The sequence below is a fragment of the Bradyrhizobium nanningense genome (assembly GCF_004114535.1).
In the GTDB taxonomy this organism is placed as follows: domain Bacteria; phylum Pseudomonadota; class Alphaproteobacteria; order Rhizobiales; family Xanthobacteraceae; genus Bradyrhizobium; species Bradyrhizobium nanningense.
Genome location: NZ_LBJC01000033.1, coordinates 391,265 through 405,546 on the forward strand (window position 1 = coordinate 391,265; position 14,282 = coordinate 405,546).

A 14,282-nucleotide genomic window follows, 5' to 3' on the forward strand; every position below is an offset into this window, starting at 1 on the left:
GCGCCGGCTTTGCGAAGTTCAGCGCCGTTGAAGGCATTCGGCTGAAGCCGGCGATTGCAAAACGGACTGCCGAAGCGGACGCCAAGGGCCTCTCCGCGGAAGAGTATCGTCGCACGATCTTGCGCAGGTACCGCAACGGCTGAGCGCAATCGCATGTATAGCGAAGGCTGCTCACGTCCTTGCTGAATTGAATGTCATCCACGCATTCGCGAGGGAAACGGGCGGCCGGCCTCGTCACCGTCTAGCGCGGGGCGCTATCGCATATGGCACTTTGCGCGACCTGAGCGCGCGCCTCGTCCTTCGAGACGACCGCTTCGCGGTCTCCTCAGGATGAGGCTAAGTAGCATTGATACTCGTTGAAACTGGTGCCGCGCACCAGGTCCTCATCCTGAGGGCCCGCCAACGGCGGGCGTCTCGAAGGATGGCTACAGGCGAGATCGCTCCCATATCCGGTCGCCCTCGTCTAACGCAGCCGAGCCCGACATCTCCGCCGCCTACAACTAGGCTGCAATCCGTTGTTCGGCCGGGGCCGTCAGCAGCTTGAGCGCTTGGGCATGTTGCAGGTCGGGGACCGCGATCGCCGTGTGGCTGTAGATCGCATGGCTTCCTGATTTTGCAATCCTGTCCAGGATCTCGCTGCCCTTGATGACATGGAGGCCCATGCCCTCGTCGGTGGGGAAGATCGCCAGCACCACGTCATAGGCCGCGATGACGGCTCTGAGCGCCTCGGCCTTGTCTTCGGCGAGCTCGACAAAGACACGAACATCGGCCGCGAGTTCACGCAGCTCGTTAAAATCCAGCACGGTGAGGATACTCCAACGCAACGATACTGAATGAAGCTTGGCCGCGTTGGGTTACTGAAGTGTCAACAAGGTGAGCCGAGCCACAAGTTTCACGACGAGGTGACTTCAGGCCCTAGCGCTCCTTGCGAAGCCGGGCCTCCGCGGCCTCGTCCACCAGGTTCAAGGCGAGGCCGTCATAGCTCAACTTGAGCCCGCGCCCGACGATCCATGTCCATCCCTCGCGGTCCTTGATCGCTTGCGCGTTGAACTGCTCGGAGATCGATTTGACGGCGGCGTCCGGCGCCCCGGGATTGTTCAACGTCGCATTGACGCGCCAGATCGGGTGGCTGGCGTCGGCCTCGTCGCTGTCAACCGTGACCTTGGCCCCGTTGATCTCGCATTCGAGGGTGTGCGAGTTGCGGCCCTGGCGGCAGAGATAATGGCGTTGACTGACGAGCTTGCTGGTCTCGTCGAATGTCATCCCGGGCGAGAAGCCGAAGATGTCGGACTTCTTCACGAGGGCGAGGGACGCAGGCTTCAGGAAGCTCGGCTGGATCGCGACGAGGGCTGCGACAACGACAACGATCAAACCTGCGATGACGATAGCGAACTTCATGAGCACCCCACGGGAAACCCTCGGGCCATTATAACAACCGGGGACGTTCTGCCAGGCACGCAAAAGCGAAAACCCCGCCTGGGGGAAGCGGGGCTCTCTGGTGGGTGAAGCTTAGGGACTTCAATGATATGACGCGCCAGCCGCAAAATGGTTCAAAAAGAAGGTGACGCGTCCTGCGGCATCGTTGACAGGAAGTAGGGAACCCCGCAGAACCCCTGCTTGCGTTTTCGGCCTCGATGGGTTCTAAGCCCCGTCACTTCATGACCTCTGGCATGAAATCAGCAGCGCGCCCCCGCGCTTCAGGCCGCGTCCACGCTCGCGCGCACAAAAGGAATTCAGACATGGCGAAGATGACGAAGACTCAATTGATTGATGCAATTGCCGAGGGCACGCAGCTTTCGAAGAACGACGTGAAGTCCGTGATCGAGTACATGGCGACGGTCGGCTACAAGGAGCTCAACGAGTCCGGCGAGTTCGTCATTCCCGGCTTCGTCAAGATGTCGGTGGTGAACAAGCCTGCGACCGAAGCCCGCATGGGCGTCAATCCTTTCACCAAGGAGCCGATGCAGTTTGCGGCCAAGCCGGCGAGCAAGTCGGTCAAGGCCTCGCCGCTGAAGGTGGCCAAGGACGCCGTCTAAGGCGCTGGCGACATCGTTGCGGCGCTCCTTCGCGAGACGGCGCAGCGATCAAGGGCTGAAGAAAAGGTGGTGCTCGGCGACCGCGACGCCGAACATCACCACGAGGATCAGGACAAACCACAGAGAGCGCCGGTGGGCCTGTCCGGTTGCGCTCTGCGGCTTCCCGCAAGCCGGACAGACCGCAAGTCCGATCGGGATGTCGGTCTCACAGAACTCGCAGATCATCGGCGCCTCGAGAGCGAAGGGCGCGGTGCGGACTCTCAGCAGCTACGCTGTCTCGCGCGACGGGCAGCACCGCTTCGTTAGGCCGGTCAATGCGAAAGACGGAAAATTCGTTCCCGTTGCTGCGGCCTGCTGCGCGGCCATCGGTCACGACTTCAGAAGAAAACCCCGCGCTTTCGCACGGGGCTCTTCTGGCTGACGACGTGGGATTTCAGCGCCTGGCCGTCAGCCATAGCTCTAACTTAAAGTTGACAATCCAGAAAGCAACAGCGCCGCGGTGACGGAATATATTCGTCAGGCGGCGCTGCCGTATGACTGGGCGCTGAAATCCCCAGCTTCCATGGGTCCGCGCTGCGCCGAAAAGGTTCAACGCGACATGCCGGGGAAAATCGCGCGAGGGGCTGGACTTTTTGTTCTCTTTTTGTTCTAGTGAGGCGCCTTAGGTAGACCACTGGGAGGTGAATCATGACCGTCGAAAAACAGCGAGAAGTGATCAGGCTCTGGAACGAGCTCAGGAGGCTCGAGGGCCCGGCGGCAGAAGAACTCCGCATTCAGATCCTGGAATGCTTCTCGGGGAAGGGCAAAGCGAAGCGAGCGGCTTGATCTGCGCCGGCGGGCAGAAGCGAACAGGCGGGAACGGCGGTGCAGGAACGAACATGTGCCGTCAGCGTTCGGCCTGCATGACATGCCCGCGATGTGCCAAGCCGATGACGGCGATTTCCGCCAACAGCTTCCGATGCGAGCCATGCCGCGAGATCGTCATCGTGTTTGCGGTTGTCTCGAAATTCTTGCCGCCGAAGATCTTGCCGCCGAAGATCTTGCCGTCGAAGATCGTGCCGACGACGAGTCCCGCCGCAGAAGACGTCGCGCCGTGCGCTTTCATCGATCGTTAGGAATCGCTTCGCGCTGATGTTTCCGACTCCGATTCGTTCTTTGAGAACGAAATGGAGTCGGATGCAGAACAAGTTGCGCCTGTCGCAGCGATGCGGCCACGCGTATCGGAACGAGACAATGTGAAGCCTCGCGCAGTCCATCCGCGTCTCCTCCGCAACGAGTGAAGCGAGGGAGGGCGACATGAATGCGGGCTGGTTTCTCGTCGAGATCGCAAAGTTGTTCTGCCATGACCGGCACCCGCGCTCGGCGCCGCAAGTGCCGCCGCCGACGTCGGCATCTTTCTGATGCGCCGTGCGCCGATGCACCCTGATCGGATCGTCGTGCACGCGATCCGCACGTTTTGTTAAGACCTGCTCGCCCCGATTTCTTCGATTCCGATTCGTTCTTCGAGAACAAAGGGTGTCGAAGCTGGAACAAAGCCGGTCGGCAAGCCCGCGCGCGGTCGCAACGCCGGCTTCGCAATATGGAAGGCGGCTCTCTGCGATCGGAGGCGCATCCCGCAAATTCCTAACGATCATTTGCGCCGAAGCCGATAACCCTATTCGGTTAGGTTAAAAGCCCAATCGCGTTGCGCTTGCCGCTGCTTGAGGTAGGTGTCTGGCCAAGACAAGCAAGAAACGACTTTGCCAAGAAGCACTTTTGTCATGACACCTTTTTCACAGCCTTCCTTTTACCAAGGCGATCGGCACACCTACCGGCGCGTCGCCATCGTCGGCACGCTGTTCTGTCTCGCTTTCGTGGTGGTCAGCTTTTCGCTGCGGCCGCAGCTCGAGGACACGCGCGTTGCGGTCAAGGCGGACCGGCTGGTGCGCACGGCGGGCCAGGCGGCGCATGCCAATTAGAGTGTGCACGCCAACCAGAGTGGCCCACGCCAATTAGCGCTTGTCGCTGTAGCTGCGATTGTCGGCCGGCGCCCGCGGACACGCGGTGCCGCGCGAGGCGAGCGCCACGAAGCCGGCATAGCCAGATAGGTTGAGCAAGACTTCGAGCCACGCGGGCATGTCGGCCTCTTCCGCTCTGCGTGAGGAAGGACTCAACGTCCGCGCGCAATCCTGGTTCCATGCTCCCGCCGGGAAAACTCAGAGCAAGCTCACACCGGAGAGGAGGGGTCGAGGCGGCGGCCGAGGGTTGCAACGGATTCGCTCGACGGCTGCTCTTTCAGGAACTCGGCGATGGCCCGCGCCAATTCGTGGTCGCTCATAGGCGTCGGCGGCGGGTGCAGTGTGCCGACACCGAAGTTACGCACGATCTCGTCGTAATGCCGATCGTCGGATCTGGGAACCAATCTACGAATACGGGCCAGCAAAGCGGATAACGGCAAATCTTCCTCCTCGATCATCCGCCCCGCTGGCAGCCATTGTCGTGTGCTGCCATTTGTTCCCGTGAAACTGAAAAACCCCGCCAGCATCGCGGAGATGCCGACGGGGTCTTCGTGCTGTTGCCTCAACCCGGATGGCGGAGGCTCCCGCACTTGAAGAGGCAATGCGCGCCCGGCGATTTCGTTCCGGTGCCGTCGGCTTTTTTTGCAGCAGCCGGTTCCCCGCGGTGCGCGCAACTATCGCAGGCGCACGTCGTTATCTCGACAAGACCGCGAAGGAGGAGAGCATGAAGAAGACACTGGCAGTTCTGGCCACCGTCGCAGCCGTCGGCCTGACCGCGGTTGCGGCTCCTGCGCCTGCCGAGGCACGCGGGCGCGGCATCGGCCCGGGCCTCGCATTCGGCCTCGCCGCCGGCGCGATCACCGCGGGCGCGGTCGCAGCGTCCCATCCGTACGGCTATTACGGCCCCCGCTACGGCTATTATGACGGCCCAGACTATTATTACGAGCCTGGCCCCTACGCCTATTACGGTGGCGGACCGTACTACCGGCACCATCACTACTGGCGCCATTGGTAGCGACCAATAAGCGAAAAGCCCGGAGCGATGCTCCGGGCTTTTTTCATGCGCATTGATCAGACGCGTCTTACGGCCACAACGAGGGCCGTTCGACCTTGCGGGCATTCTCCAGCGTCGACACGAAATACTGTTCACGCTCGCGCTTGAATTTTTCCTGCGTGGCACGGAAGGCGGCGACACGGGCGGCGATCTCATCGCGCTCACGGGCTTTGCGTTCTTCGTCTTCGGTCATGGCCATCCCCTCGGGTTTATTACTGAACTCAAGCACTGCCGCCGCATCATCTTGAGTCGCATTCACACATCCATTGATGCTCCCGAATGGGGCGTCAATGGGGAGGAGGCATTGCAGGATTGTGATATGCGAAGGCCGGAAGAAATTGCCGAGCGCATCGTGTTAGCGCTTGATAAGAGCGTCAACAATCTTGCCGCTTGGACATGTTGCTGCCAGGGCAAAACGAATCGGGAGGCCGTGATTGATTGCATCGGATCTTCAGAGCGGCGTTGAACACCTCGGCGACATGATCGCCGAGGCAAGGGTCATCGTGCCGTTCACCGGCGCCGGCATCTCGACCGAATGCGGTATTCCCGACTTCCGCTCGCCAGGCGGAATTTGGACGCGCAACCGTCCGATCCCATTCGACGAATTCGTCGCAAGCCGACAGGCGCGGGACGAATCCTGGCGTCGCCGTTTTGCGATGGAGGAGGTGTTTGCGGCGGCGAAGCCCGGCCCCGGCCATCGCGCGCTGGCCTCGCTCTACCGCGCCGGCAAAGTTCCCGCCGTCATTACCCAGAACATCGACAACCTGCACCAGGCCTCCGGCTTCGCCGCCGAGCACGTGATTGAACTTCACGGAAATACAACTTATGCGCGCTGCATTGGGTGCGGGCAGGCCTATCAGCTCGACTGGGTGAAGCGTCGCTTCGACGAGGAGGGCGCCGCGCCCAACTGCACCGCCTGCGACGAGCCGGTGAAGACCGCCACGATCTCCTTCGGGCAGATGATGCCGGATGATGAAATGCAGCGCGCGACCGCGCTGTCGCAAGCCTGCGACCTCTTCATCGCGATCGGTTCCTCGCTCGTGGTCTGGCCGGCGGCGGGCTTTCCGATGATGGCGAAGAATGCCGGTGCACGTTTGGTGATCATCAATCGCGAGCCGACCGAGCAAGACGACATCGCCGACCTCGTCATCCATCACGACATCGGCGAAACGCTCGGGCCCTTTGTCCGCAATTGAGGCATCAATTTGATTCGCGGCTGTGCAAGCTGTTCATAGGTTCCGGCGAATCTCTTTTTTGTCTATGCCTCGCAACCGGGAGTGTTATCTTTTGAGTCGAAAGATTCGCGTCGCGTCCAGTTGAGAAGGTTCTCGAAAGACGCGTGATTCGACGCCGCTGCTGAGGCGGGTCGCATGACAGTGTGGGGTCCGGGGTTATGGGGTCGTCGGACGGATTTGAGTCCAAGAAGCTCGGGGTTCCCGGGCAGGGAGCATCGCCGGGGCGGATCACGCCGGGTGAACACGGCGGTGCCGGTCGCGAGAGCGGTCTCAATCCCTTCAGCGGGTTGGGTGAAGCCAGCGCCAACCTCGTCGAAGTCCACGGCGTCATCAAATGGTTCGATGCCTCCAAAGGCTACGGCTTCATCGTCCCCGACAATGGCTGGCCGGATGTGCTCCTGCACGTTACCGTGCTTAGGCGCGACGGCTTCCAGACCGCCTATGAGGGCGCCCGCATCGTCGTCGAGTGCATTCAGCGCGCCAAGGGTTACCAGGCGTTCCGCGTTGTCTCGATGGACGAGTCGACCGCGATCCATCCGGCGCAGATGCTGCCGCCGCGTACCCATGTCACGGTCACCCCGACCAGCGGGCTGGAACGGGCCCAGGTCAAATGGTTCAATCGGCTGCGCGGCTTCGGTTTCCTGACCTGCGGCGAGGGTACGCCCGATATCTTCGTGCACATGGAGACGCTGCGCCGCTTCGGCATGACCGAGCTCAGGCCCGGCCAGTATGTCCTGGTCCGCTTCGGGCCCGGCTCCAAGGGCATGATGGCGGCCGAGATTCATCCCGAGACCGGATCGCCGGGATTGCAGTCGCACTAGAGCGCGATCAGACTCGAGCGCTGGCTTCAGAGTCCCGCGAACTGCCATCTGCTGTTAGCTTCGAAGCGCTGCCAGCTTTCAAGTCCCGCAATCGTGAGCAGAGGCGCGCTGGCCGGCCGGCGCGCCTCTGGCTTTTCCGGCGACCGCCGCGTAAGCACTGGCTCCAGTCCCACGCCTCGAGTGTCTCCCATGAATTTTGATCGAAAGGCTGTCTGGTCCGCTCTGAAGGGCTGGCTTGCCGCCATCCTCGTCGTCGCCGGCTGTTCGGTCGCCAGCGCGCCCGCCGGCGCCGCCACCTTCCAGCCGCTGGAGATTGTCACCAGGAACGGCGTGCAGGTGTTCTCCGTCGAGATGGCGACGACTGAGGAGGAGAAGCAGACCGGCCTGATGTACCGCAAGGAGCTGGCGGACGGCAAAGGCATGCTGTTCGACTTCAGTCCCGAGCAGGAAGTGTCGATGTGGATGAAGAACACCTATGTCTCGCTCGACATGATCTTCATCGGCGCCAACGGGCGCATCCTGCGCATCGCCGAGAATACCGAGCCGTTGTCGACCAAGATCATCTCGTCCCGGGGGCCCGCCCGGGCCGTGCTGGAGGTGGTGGCGGGAACGGCGCAGAAATACGGCATCCGCCCTGGCGACCGCGTCGGTCACCCGCTGTTCGGCAGCAAATAGGCGGGCCGGCGAAGAGCCTCGCCAGCCTTGCTGGCGCGCCTGGAAGCGTGTATCGACGGGGCTCGCCGGACATTCGGGGTATAGCGCAGCCTGGTAGCGCGGCAGTTTTGGGTACTGCAGGTCGTTGGTTCGAATCCAGCTGCCCCGACCAGTCCCGAGGTCGAATCCCTTCATTTTCCTCGCGATTTTGACCTCCGCCAGCGTTCCGCTGCGACCAAGGATGGTCCGGGCGCCGGATCCATCCCTGCAAAATGTGCCCGCCGTGCAGCCCTGCGTCAGGCGAGGGCGACCGAGGGACGCAGATCGAGCGCCTGCTTTGCCCGCTCGCCGCGTTGAAGGAGAGGGCGCGCAACCGGCGTCCGATATTCCCTTCAGGCGAGGTCTTCATGTCGATCAGTGCGATAGCATCGGCCAGTGCGACAGTGACGGCGTCCCCGTCGACTGCCACAACGCAGGCTTCTACGGCATCCCCGACGTCGGCGGCATCCTCGACGTCAGCGACGTCGGAGTCATCGTCCTCGCAAGCGGCGGGCGCCAGCGCGGGATCGGGCGGCGGCGGCTCGGCTAAGACCATCGTCAGCGAGGTCTCGATCACCCTCGACGGCGTCACCACGACGACGATTACCTATTCCGACGGCAGCACCGAGGTGCAGACCTCGGCAAGCGCGCAAGGCAGCCAGGGCAATCAGGCGGGACAGACCTACACCGCGCAAGGCGGGCTTCAAGCCAATGGCCAGGCGGCGTCAAGCGCCGGAGTCTGAGGGACGCCGGTCAGAATGACCAAAGCGTCGTCGAACCTTCCTGCTGTCGCCATAGACATATGCGTGTTGGGGATTTCAGCGCCCAATGTCTAAACGGACGCCGCCAAGCGATGATATTCCGCTTGCGCGGCGTTGCGCTTTTCAGATGGCATTCTTGTCAACTCTGGCCGGTCAGCCCGAGGCGTACCAGCCGGCGGGAAACGGCACGAAGGGCCAGATCATCTGGTTGTCGTTGGCGGCCTTCGGCGGCTCCGGGGCAGCAGTCTTCGCGACCTGCGCAGACCGCACCGAGCGCAGCACGACGCGCAAATATGCATATTGTAAATTCATCGTGGTCGCCCCAGCCCGTCAATGATCTTCAAACTTCGAACCCGTTTCAAGGCTCGACGTCAGCTCAAAAATTCACTTGGCGCGTAAGGCCCGCGCCCGTTCTCAAATCGCGTGCATTCTAGAAGAGCCGGTTCCGGCATTCAACCGATCGCGCAGCTTCATCCCAAGAAGTAAGGTTGATCGGTTAGGTTAAAGGCGAGCGGTTGTTGCGCGCATTTTGCTGGATGCTATCAGATCGAACCCGGCTCGCGATGAGCTGTCTTCCACCCGTGCTACGGAGATCACGGGCTCGTCGCGGCGCGCGCATCAGTTGAGTTCTGCGCCAACGAGTTCTATGCTATGTCTTTCGACCGCAATCTCCGAACCGCCGGTCCGCAGTCGAGCTGGAGCGAGGTCTGGCACCTCTGGACCGTGATTGTGCCCCGCCGCTCGATCAACGGGCAGCTCGTGTACGGCAAGGTCTGGCGCCGCCATGACGGCCGCGAATGGATCTACAAGAAGTTCACCGAGTTCGACGGCGAGGAAGCGGCCTGAGGCGCGATGAGCCTGGAATGACCCCTCATCGCGCCTGGGGTTAGGGCTGAGGCGTTCGGTCCGATTGCCGCTCGCCTGCAGCCTATCCCCGTGCCTGCACGCGCGGCAGCGGCAGTTTGAAGTGACGTTTTGCAAAGGCGACGATTTCGGCGTCCGAGGGATGATCTGCCGCTTCTACCGCGGCAATCCGCTTGGCGATATCGGGTGCGTTCGCGCGAATGTAGCCGGCAAGCTCCGTCTTCGCGCTCGCCGGGCCGATGATGAGGATCTCACCGGCATCGGCGAGGGCTTTGCTCACTTCAGCATAGAACGTCTTGTCAGGGGCGGCGTGGCCGCTGCCGATCGCGTTGGCCTTGTGATGAAGGTGACGTGTCGCCAGTTGCGGATGCAACGTGATTTCGTCGGAGCCGCTCAGGCCGAGATGGAAGATCCTGGCCTGCGAATGGTCGATCCATACCACGGCGTGAAAATGAGAGGGCATGTGCTCTTAGCCTTGTCCGAGAGGGGGCCGCCGACATCGATGCGGCGGCGCGTGTCGGCACGACATTATGCCGGCCGGCGCCGCTCCCGTTGACCCAGGTCAATCGATCTTCAATCGATCGCGGCCTAAGCCGCCAGCGCGGCAGTGCGTGCGCGAACGGCGCGCCCCAAATGGCAAGGCGTTCCCGGCTCAGGCCCCCTTCGCCACGGTTGTCGCCGGCTTGGGCGGCGGCGGCTTCAGCGGCTTGTCCTGCTTCTTCGACCACGAGATGTAATAGGCCACCGTCGTCATGATCGCGATGCCGGCGATGCTGACGAAAATCTGCGCGAGCAGCGAGCCCGAGCTCATCGACAGCTCGAAATGGCCGACGAAGGACAGGAACACGCCGACGCAGAACACCGCGAGCGACTGCTGGCCGCAGACGATCAGGGGATCGAACACCTTCCATTCGAGCCCCGGCCATTCCTTCGGCACGAAGCGGATCACCAGGATCACGATGACGACGAAATGGATGAAGCGGTAGGGCGCGAGGTTGGTCTTGTCGTTCGGGTTGAAGGCCGAGAACAGCCATTCCGGGAACATGCCGCCCAACGCGGGGAAGCGGCCCGCCATGGTCATGATCAGCGCGAACAAGAGATAGCCGAGACAGAGATAGAGCGTGATCGGCGCGTTGATCAGCGTCATCGAGCGCCGCGCGCCGCCCATCGCACACCAGGCGCCGAACACGAACAGCACCTGCCAGCAATAGGGGTTGAAGTACCATTGGCCGGCCGGATAGGCGTTCAGATTCCAGCCGAAGTGGCGCGCGGTCAGCCACAGGATGATGGAAAGCACCATCGTCAAATCGGGCTTGCGCAGCATGAACCACAGCACCGGCGGAAACAGGCCCATCAGCACGATGTAGAGCGGCAGCACGTCGAGATTGAGCGGCTTGAAGCGCAGGAACAGGCCCTGGCGCAGCGTCTCGGTGGCGTTGTCGACGAGGCCGGCGACGTTGAACTCGTTGATCATCTCGGAATCGCCGAAGCGTAGCGCCAGATAGCTGATCGAGGCGATGTAGATCACGAACAGGATGATGTGGGCGACGTAGAGCTGCCAGACCCGCTTGGTCAGCCGCGTGGCGCCGACGAGGAAGCCGCGCTCCAGCATCATGCGCGCATAGACGAAGGAGGCCGTGTAGCCGGAGATGAAGACGAACAGGTCAGCGGCGTCGGAAAAGCCGTAATTGCGCGTCGTGATCCAGTTCACCACGTTGTCGGGGATGTGGTCGAGGAAGATCGCCCAGTTCGCGACGCCGCGAAACAGGTCGAGCCTGAGGTCGCGGCCTTTGTCGGGGAGCGTGGCGTTGATGTTCAGGAAGGCCATGCGAGGGGAGCTCTCGAAGGGGGCGCTGAGGTCGGGGAGGCAGTGCCGCCGGGCGGGATCCCGGCGCGGAAGGCGGGTACGCAATTGTCACGGTGCAGCATAATGACTATACCGTCGCAGAGACCACGGGGGCCGGAATCACCAAACAGTTCCCAACCGGTGTCTCTATACTATCCCTGAGGTTTGCACCAACTGCCACCCTGACGCATCGAAATCGAACGAAAGACGAAAACGAGGCCCGGATCACCCATGACCGCACGCATTTTCAAGCCCGCCAAGAACGCGATGCAATCCGGCCGGTCCAAGACCAAGGAATGGCAGCTCGACTACGAGCCGGAGCAGCCGCGCTCGGTCGAGCCGCTGATGGGTTGGACCTCTTCGGGTGACATGAAACAGCAGATCACGCTGCGCTTCCACAGCAAGGAAGAGGCCATCGCCTATTGCGAGCGCAAGGGCATCGCCTACCAGGTCATCGGGCCCCAGGATTCGATCCGCCGCCCGGTCGCTTACGCCGACAATTTCTCGTTCCGGCGCGGCGAGCCGTGGACGCATTGAGGGGCCATTCTCATCTGAAGTAACGTCGTTCGAGACGCCCGCTTTGGCGGGCTCCTCACCATGAGGGTTTGATATCCCGCCGCGAAACGCGACCTCATCCTGAGGGCCTGCCGAAGGCGGGCGTCTCGAAGGATGTGCCGCAGGCGCGATTTCCGCCACGCTTTTCGAGCCCAGAGCAGCCCAAGGAGGTTGGCACCAATTCCCCCGCGTGCTTCGCTGGCGGCCGTGACAGGCTCATGACGAGGGCAGGGTATGGTGGGGCGTGAGCAGCTCGACGGCGTCGATCTGAAAATACTATCCGAGCTGCAGCAGGACGGACGGGTGCGCAACAACGAGCTGGCGCTGCGCGTCGGCGTGTCCGCGCCGAACTGCTTGCGGCGGCTGAAATCGCTGTTCAGCCGCGGTGTGATCCGAGCGGTGCGGGCCGTCATCGACGAGCGGCGGCTCGGCTATGAGGTGGTCTCGTTCGTCTCGATCCAGCTCGGCAGCCAGGCGCAGCCCGTGCTGGAGGCGTTCGAGAGCTCGATCGCCGCGATCCCGCGCATCCAGCAATGCTGGCGGATTTCGGGCGACACCGATTATCTCCTGAAATGCGTGGCGCCGAGCGTGGAGAGCATGCGCCAGCAGCTGCTGCATTTTGCGGCCATGCCCGACGTGAAGAACGTCCGCAGCTTCCCGGTGCTGGGCGTTGCCAAGGACGTGCCGCTGCCGCTACAGGACGTCGCGGAAGCCTCCGTGGGTTAGCAGGTCACGCCGCCGGCGGCCTGCATTTGGATCAATTGCGAAGAGGTTGGAAACGGCGGTCGCGGCCGAGCTGCGAAGGCACGTCGGGTCGGCACTATATTGCTGATTAAATCACCTAACTTAGAAATGTGATTATCACAACCCTGCAATGCGCTGAACCGTGATTGATGGTTCCATTCGTTGGCCTACATGCGGGGGATGAGCCTCAGCGCGCATCGCTCGTCGGGAGCTCTATGTGGGACTCCTTAAGCAGGAAAAGACAACATGACCTCGGTTTCGAAAACGTTCGCAGTTTCCGCCGCGACGCTGTTTGCGTCTGCGTTTCTTGTGCTGACGGCGCCGACTGCGAAAGCGGAAGATTATTGCATCACGAACGGCGCCCAGGCCGCTCACGGCTGCGGCTATCCGACGATGGAGACCTGCCGCGCCGCTGCCGGCGGTATCGGTGGAGTGTGTGCGCAGAGCGGCGGCGCGAAGACCAACGACGCGCTCGCCTTCCAACCGAAGCAGACGAAGCATCCCAAGCTTCGGTCCGGCGCCCAGACCAACTCGAACTGATCGGGCGTTGAGACTGGTGGTTTCGACCTTTACGGCCTTCGGGATGATCCCGGAGGCCGTAAACGTCTGAGGGGCAGGACGCTATGACCTCTTAGCGATACCGGCCGCGAAACTCGCGTGGGCTTGCGCCGGTCCAGGTGCGGAAGGCGCGGGAAAAACTCTTCTCGTTGCGGAAGCCCGCGATCTCGGCGATCCGCTTGATCGGCGTGCGGCCGCGCATCAGCTCCTGCTTGGCGAGTTCAAACTTTGCCTCTTCCTTGAGATCGCGCAGCGAGGTTGCTTCCTCGCGCAGGCGGCGATGCATGGTGCGGGTGGAGAGCGCGAGCTCGCGTGCGACGTCCTCGGCCCCGAGACTGCGTCCGCGCGCATTGCGGAGCACGCGGCGGACACGCTCGACCAGCAAACGGTCGCGCCGATAGGGCAGCACGGTCAGCCTGAGCGCGCCCTTGAGCATGTTGTCGAGATCGACAGCGCTGCGCGTCAACGGCAGCGAGAGATAATGCTTGTCGAAGACGATGCGGGCGCGGTCGGCATCGAAACGGATGTTTCGGCAAAAGATGGTCGGATAGACCGAGACATGGCCCGGCTCGGCGTGCGGGAATTCCGCCGCGCGCAGCGCGATCTTGGAGTCGACCGCCCAGCAGGAAAAGCCGAGCACGTAGCGCAGCAGCGTGACCAGGCAGAATTCGCGTAGTGACCCGAGGTCGCGCAGCTCCCTGATCGAGACCATCGCGGTCTCCTCGCCGATCTCGAGATCGAGCAGAACGTCCTCGGTGATCAGGCGGTGATGCCGGCACCAGCGCTTGAGTGCGACCTCCAGCGTCGGCGCCGTGATCGAGGCGCGGCACAGCATGCCGTAGGTGCCGAAGGGCAGGCGGCGCGAGAACCAGCCGAGCGCCTCGTCGTCGAGCTCGCGCATGGCATGGCCCGCCAGGGCCTCGAACTGGGCGGCCGTGATCCGCCCGTCCGGAGAATTGACAAGGTCTGGCGGTACCTGAGCCCGCTGCAACGCTTCAGCCGGGTCCAGTCCGTAGCGCGCATAGGCAGCAACTACGCCACGGACAAAGGCGGCGGGCGTGACGGCGCGGCGCGGGATCGCGGTTGCGGCTTGAAAAGGCATCAGAATTCCTTCCGGA

At 62.5% G+C, this 14,282-nt stretch carries 23 protein-coding genes and 1 tRNA gene; 13 read left to right on the forward strand and 11 right to left on the reverse strand.

What is annotated here, in order from left to right; translation table 11 throughout:
• Positions 1 to 500: 500 nt before the first annotated feature.
• Both XH84_RS30740 and XH84_RS30745 read right to left on the reverse strand, forming a co-directional pair.
• Complete coding sequence (locus tag XH84_RS30740; protein WP_128921902.1) at positions 501 to 803, reverse strand: hypothetical protein; 303 nt, start codon at positions 801 to 803, stop codon at positions 501 to 503.
• A 112-nt stretch (positions 804 to 915) separates the two neighbouring features.
• Positions 916 to 1,398, reverse strand: coding sequence for a hypothetical protein (locus tag XH84_RS30745; protein ID WP_128921901.1), 483 nt, complete (start codon positions 1,396 to 1,398; stop codon positions 916 to 918).
• A 341-nt stretch (positions 1,399 to 1,739) separates the two neighbouring features.
• On the opposite strand from XH84_RS30745, the gene XH84_RS30750 reads away from it, so the two are divergent.
• A complete protein-coding gene (locus tag XH84_RS30750) occupies positions 1,740 to 2,036 on the forward strand; it encodes an HU family DNA-binding protein (RefSeq protein ID WP_018323108.1) in 297 nt (98 codons plus the stop codon).
• A 48-nt stretch (positions 2,037 to 2,084) separates the two neighbouring features.
• Here the strand turns inward: XH84_RS30750 and XH84_RS40110 are convergent, their stop codons facing one another.
• Complete coding sequence (locus XH84_RS40110; protein WP_164936577.1) at positions 2,085 to 2,261, reverse strand: hypothetical protein; 177 nt, start codon at positions 2,259 to 2,261, stop codon at positions 2,085 to 2,087.
• Between the two features lie 462 nt (positions 2,262 to 2,723).
• Between XH84_RS40110 and XH84_RS40115 the strand changes: the two genes are divergently transcribed.
• Positions 2,724 to 2,861, forward strand: a complete 138-nt coding sequence (locus XH84_RS40115) for a hypothetical protein (protein ID WP_164936576.1) — start codon at positions 2,724 to 2,726, stop codon at positions 2,859 to 2,861.
• A 61-nt stretch (positions 2,862 to 2,922) separates the two neighbouring features.
• Here the strand turns inward: XH84_RS40115 and XH84_RS30755 are convergent, their stop codons facing one another.
• Positions 2,923 to 3,141 carry a hypothetical protein gene (locus XH84_RS30755; RefSeq protein ID WP_128921899.1) on the reverse strand — a complete coding sequence of 73 codons (219 nt, stop codon included), beginning with the start codon at positions 3,139 to 3,141 and terminating at the stop codon, positions 2,923 to 2,925.
• A 655-nt stretch (positions 3,142 to 3,796) separates the two neighbouring features.
• Here XH84_RS30755 and XH84_RS30760 point away from each other — a divergent pair.
• Complete coding sequence (locus tag XH84_RS30760) at positions 3,797 to 3,994, forward strand: hypothetical protein (RefSeq protein WP_128921898.1); 198 nt, start codon at positions 3,797 to 3,799, stop codon at positions 3,992 to 3,994.
• A gap of 33 nt (positions 3,995 to 4,027) precedes the next feature.
• Here the strand turns inward: XH84_RS30760 and XH84_RS41490 are convergent, their stop codons facing one another.
• Together XH84_RS41490 and XH84_RS41035 are read right to left on the reverse strand one after the other, a co-directional pair.
• Entirely contained in the window at positions 4,028 to 4,153 is a 126-nt protein-coding gene (locus tag XH84_RS41490; protein ID WP_128921897.1) for a hypothetical protein, read from the reverse strand.
• Between the two features lie 89 nt (positions 4,154 to 4,242).
• On the reverse strand, positions 4,243 to 4,599 hold the full coding sequence (locus tag XH84_RS41035; protein WP_245471900.1) for a hypothetical protein: 357 nt from the start codon (positions 4,597 to 4,599) through the stop codon (positions 4,243 to 4,245).
• 158 nt (positions 4,600 to 4,757) lie between these two features.
• Between XH84_RS41035 and XH84_RS30775 the strand changes: the two genes are divergently transcribed.
• Positions 4,758 to 5,048 carry a hypothetical protein gene (locus tag XH84_RS30775; protein WP_128921896.1) on the forward strand — a complete coding sequence of 97 codons (291 nt, stop codon included), beginning with the start codon at positions 4,758 to 4,760 and terminating at the stop codon, positions 5,046 to 5,048.
• 67 nt (positions 5,049 to 5,115) lie between these two features.
• Here the strand turns inward: XH84_RS30775 and XH84_RS40120 are convergent, their stop codons facing one another.
• Positions 5,116 to 5,280, reverse strand: coding sequence for a hypothetical protein (locus XH84_RS40120; RefSeq protein ID WP_164936575.1), 165 nt, complete (start codon positions 5,278 to 5,280; stop codon positions 5,116 to 5,118).
• Between the two features lie 241 nt (positions 5,281 to 5,521).
• Here XH84_RS40120 and XH84_RS30780 point away from each other — a divergent pair, with 241 nt between their 5' ends.
• From XH84_RS30780 to XH84_RS41040, 5 genes are all read left to right on the forward strand, one after another.
• Positions 5,522 to 6,283, forward strand: coding sequence for an SIR2 family NAD-dependent protein deacylase (locus XH84_RS30780; RefSeq protein WP_164937402.1), 762 nt, complete (start codon positions 5,522 to 5,524; stop codon positions 6,281 to 6,283).
• Positions 6,284 to 6,480: 197 nt separating this feature from the next.
• Positions 6,481 to 7,143 (forward strand): cold-shock protein, encoded by a 663-nt coding sequence (locus tag XH84_RS30785; protein WP_164936573.1) that lies wholly within the window; start codon positions 6,481 to 6,483, stop codon positions 7,141 to 7,143.
• A 189-nt stretch (positions 7,144 to 7,332) separates the two neighbouring features.
• The gene (locus XH84_RS30790) at positions 7,333 to 7,818 is read left to right on the forward strand and encodes a DUF192 domain-containing protein (protein ID WP_128921894.1); all 486 of its coding nucleotides are present in this window, start codon (positions 7,333 to 7,335) and stop codon (positions 7,816 to 7,818) included.
• A 74-nt stretch (positions 7,819 to 7,892) separates the two neighbouring features.
• Positions 7,893 to 7,969 (forward strand) — tRNA-Pro (locus XH84_RS30795).
• 235 nt (positions 7,970 to 8,204) lie between these two features.
• The gene (locus tag XH84_RS41040; RefSeq protein ID WP_128921893.1) at positions 8,205 to 8,579 is read left to right on the forward strand and encodes a hypothetical protein; all 375 of its coding nucleotides are present in this window, start codon (positions 8,205 to 8,207) and stop codon (positions 8,577 to 8,579) included.
• A 171-nt stretch (positions 8,580 to 8,750) separates the two neighbouring features.
• On the opposite strand, the gene XH84_RS40125 is transcribed toward XH84_RS41040, so the two are convergent.
• Positions 8,751 to 8,909, reverse strand: coding sequence for a hypothetical protein (locus XH84_RS40125; RefSeq protein ID WP_164936572.1), 159 nt, complete (start codon positions 8,907 to 8,909; stop codon positions 8,751 to 8,753).
• A gap of 339 nt (positions 8,910 to 9,248) precedes the next feature.
• Between XH84_RS40125 and XH84_RS30805 the strand changes: the two genes are divergently transcribed.
• Positions 9,249 to 9,443 carry a hypothetical protein gene (locus tag XH84_RS30805; RefSeq protein ID WP_128921892.1) on the forward strand — a complete coding sequence of 65 codons (195 nt, stop codon included), beginning with the start codon at positions 9,249 to 9,251 and terminating at the stop codon, positions 9,441 to 9,443.
• Positions 9,444 to 9,525: 82 nt separating this feature from the next.
• On the opposite strand, the gene XH84_RS30810 is transcribed toward XH84_RS30805, so the two are convergent.
• Both XH84_RS30810 and XH84_RS30815 read right to left on the reverse strand, forming a co-directional pair.
• Positions 9,526 to 9,924 carry a translational machinery protein gene (locus XH84_RS30810; protein WP_128921891.1) on the reverse strand — a complete coding sequence of 133 codons (399 nt, stop codon included), beginning with the start codon at positions 9,922 to 9,924 and terminating at the stop codon, positions 9,526 to 9,528.
• Positions 9,925 to 10,113: 189 nt separating this feature from the next.
• Entirely contained in the window at positions 10,114 to 11,289 is a 1,176-nt protein-coding gene (locus XH84_RS30815) for an OpgC domain-containing protein (RefSeq protein WP_128921890.1), read from the reverse strand.
• Positions 11,290 to 11,538: 249 nt separating this feature from the next.
• On the opposite strand from XH84_RS30815, the gene XH84_RS30820 reads away from it, so the two are divergent.
• From XH84_RS30820 to XH84_RS30830, 3 genes are all read left to right on the forward strand, one after another.
• The gene (locus XH84_RS30820) at positions 11,539 to 11,844 is read left to right on the forward strand and encodes an ETC complex I subunit (protein ID WP_128921889.1); all 306 of its coding nucleotides are present in this window, start codon (positions 11,539 to 11,541) and stop codon (positions 11,842 to 11,844) included.
• Between the two features lie 252 nt (positions 11,845 to 12,096).
• On the forward strand, positions 12,097 to 12,588 hold the full coding sequence (locus XH84_RS30825; RefSeq protein ID WP_128921888.1) for an Lrp/AsnC family transcriptional regulator: 492 nt from the start codon (positions 12,097 to 12,099) through the stop codon (positions 12,586 to 12,588).
• 264 nt (positions 12,589 to 12,852) lie between these two features.
• Positions 12,853 to 13,146 (forward strand): DUF3551 domain-containing protein, encoded by a 294-nt coding sequence (locus XH84_RS30830; protein ID WP_128921887.1) that lies wholly within the window; start codon positions 12,853 to 12,855, stop codon positions 13,144 to 13,146.
• Positions 13,147 to 13,237: 91 nt separating this feature from the next.
• Here XH84_RS30830 and XH84_RS30835 read toward each other — a convergent pair whose 3' ends face one another.
• A complete protein-coding gene (locus XH84_RS30835) occupies positions 13,238 to 14,266 on the reverse strand; it encodes an AraC family transcriptional regulator (protein ID WP_128921886.1) in 1,029 nt (342 codons plus the stop codon).
• Positions 14,267 to 14,282: the final 16 nt, after the last annotated feature.

Excerpts from the sequence above, each read along its gene's own strand:
- XH84_RS30745 (WP_128921901.1), bottom strand. The coding sequence starts at position 1,398 with ATGAAGTTCGCTATCGTCATCGCAGGTTTGATCGTTGTCGTTGTCGCA.
- XH84_RS30750 (WP_018323108.1), top strand. The coding sequence starts at position 1,740 with ATGGCGAAGATGACGAAGACTCAATTGATTGATGCAATTGCCGAGGGC.
- XH84_RS40110 (WP_164936577.1), bottom strand. The coding sequence starts at position 2,261 with ATGATCTGCGAGTTCTGTGAGACCGACATCCCGATCGGACTTGCGGTC.
- XH84_RS40115 (WP_164936576.1), top strand. The coding sequence starts at position 2,724 with ATGACCGTCGAAAAACAGCGAGAAGTGATCAGGCTCTGGAACGAGCTC.
- XH84_RS30755 (WP_128921899.1), bottom strand. The coding sequence starts at position 3,141 with ATGAAAGCGCACGGCGCGACGTCTTCTGCGGCGGGACTCGTCGTCGGC.
- XH84_RS30760 (WP_128921898.1), top strand. The coding sequence starts at position 3,797 with ATGACACCTTTTTCACAGCCTTCCTTTTACCAAGGCGATCGGCACACC.
- XH84_RS41490 (WP_128921897.1), bottom strand. The coding sequence starts at position 4,153 with ATGCCCGCGTGGCTCGAAGTCTTGCTCAACCTATCTGGCTATGCCGGC.
- XH84_RS30775 (WP_128921896.1), top strand. The coding sequence starts at position 4,758 with ATGAAGAAGACACTGGCAGTTCTGGCCACCGTCGCAGCCGTCGGCCTG.
- XH84_RS40120 (WP_164936575.1), bottom strand. The coding sequence starts at position 5,280 with ATGACCGAAGACGAAGAACGCAAAGCCCGTGAGCGCGATGAGATCGCC.
- XH84_RS30785 (WP_164936573.1), top strand. The coding sequence starts at position 6,481 with ATGGGGTCGTCGGACGGATTTGAGTCCAAGAAGCTCGGGGTTCCCGGG.
- XH84_RS30790 (WP_128921894.1), top strand. The coding sequence starts at position 7,333 with ATGAATTTTGATCGAAAGGCTGTCTGGTCCGCTCTGAAGGGCTGGCTT.
- XH84_RS41040 (WP_128921893.1), top strand. The coding sequence starts at position 8,205 with ATGTCGATCAGTGCGATAGCATCGGCCAGTGCGACAGTGACGGCGTCC.
- XH84_RS40125 (WP_164936572.1), bottom strand. The coding sequence starts at position 8,909 with ATGAATTTACAATATGCATATTTGCGCGTCGTGCTGCGCTCGGTGCGG.
- XH84_RS30805 (WP_128921892.1), top strand. The coding sequence starts at position 9,249 with ATGTCTTTCGACCGCAATCTCCGAACCGCCGGTCCGCAGTCGAGCTGG.
- XH84_RS30810 (WP_128921891.1), bottom strand. The coding sequence starts at position 9,924 with ATGCCCTCTCATTTTCACGCCGTGGTATGGATCGACCATTCGCAGGCC.
- XH84_RS30815 (WP_128921890.1), bottom strand. The coding sequence starts at position 11,289 with ATGGCCTTCCTGAACATCAACGCCACGCTCCCCGACAAAGGCCGCGAC.
- XH84_RS30820 (WP_128921889.1), top strand. The coding sequence starts at position 11,539 with ATGACCGCACGCATTTTCAAGCCCGCCAAGAACGCGATGCAATCCGGC.
- XH84_RS30825 (WP_128921888.1), top strand. The coding sequence starts at position 12,097 with ATGGTGGGGCGTGAGCAGCTCGACGGCGTCGATCTGAAAATACTATCC.
- XH84_RS30830 (WP_128921887.1), top strand. The coding sequence starts at position 12,853 with ATGACCTCGGTTTCGAAAACGTTCGCAGTTTCCGCCGCGACGCTGTTT.
- XH84_RS30835 (WP_128921886.1), bottom strand. The coding sequence starts at position 14,266 with ATGCCTTTTCAAGCCGCAACCGCGATCCCGCGCCGCGCCGTCACGCCC.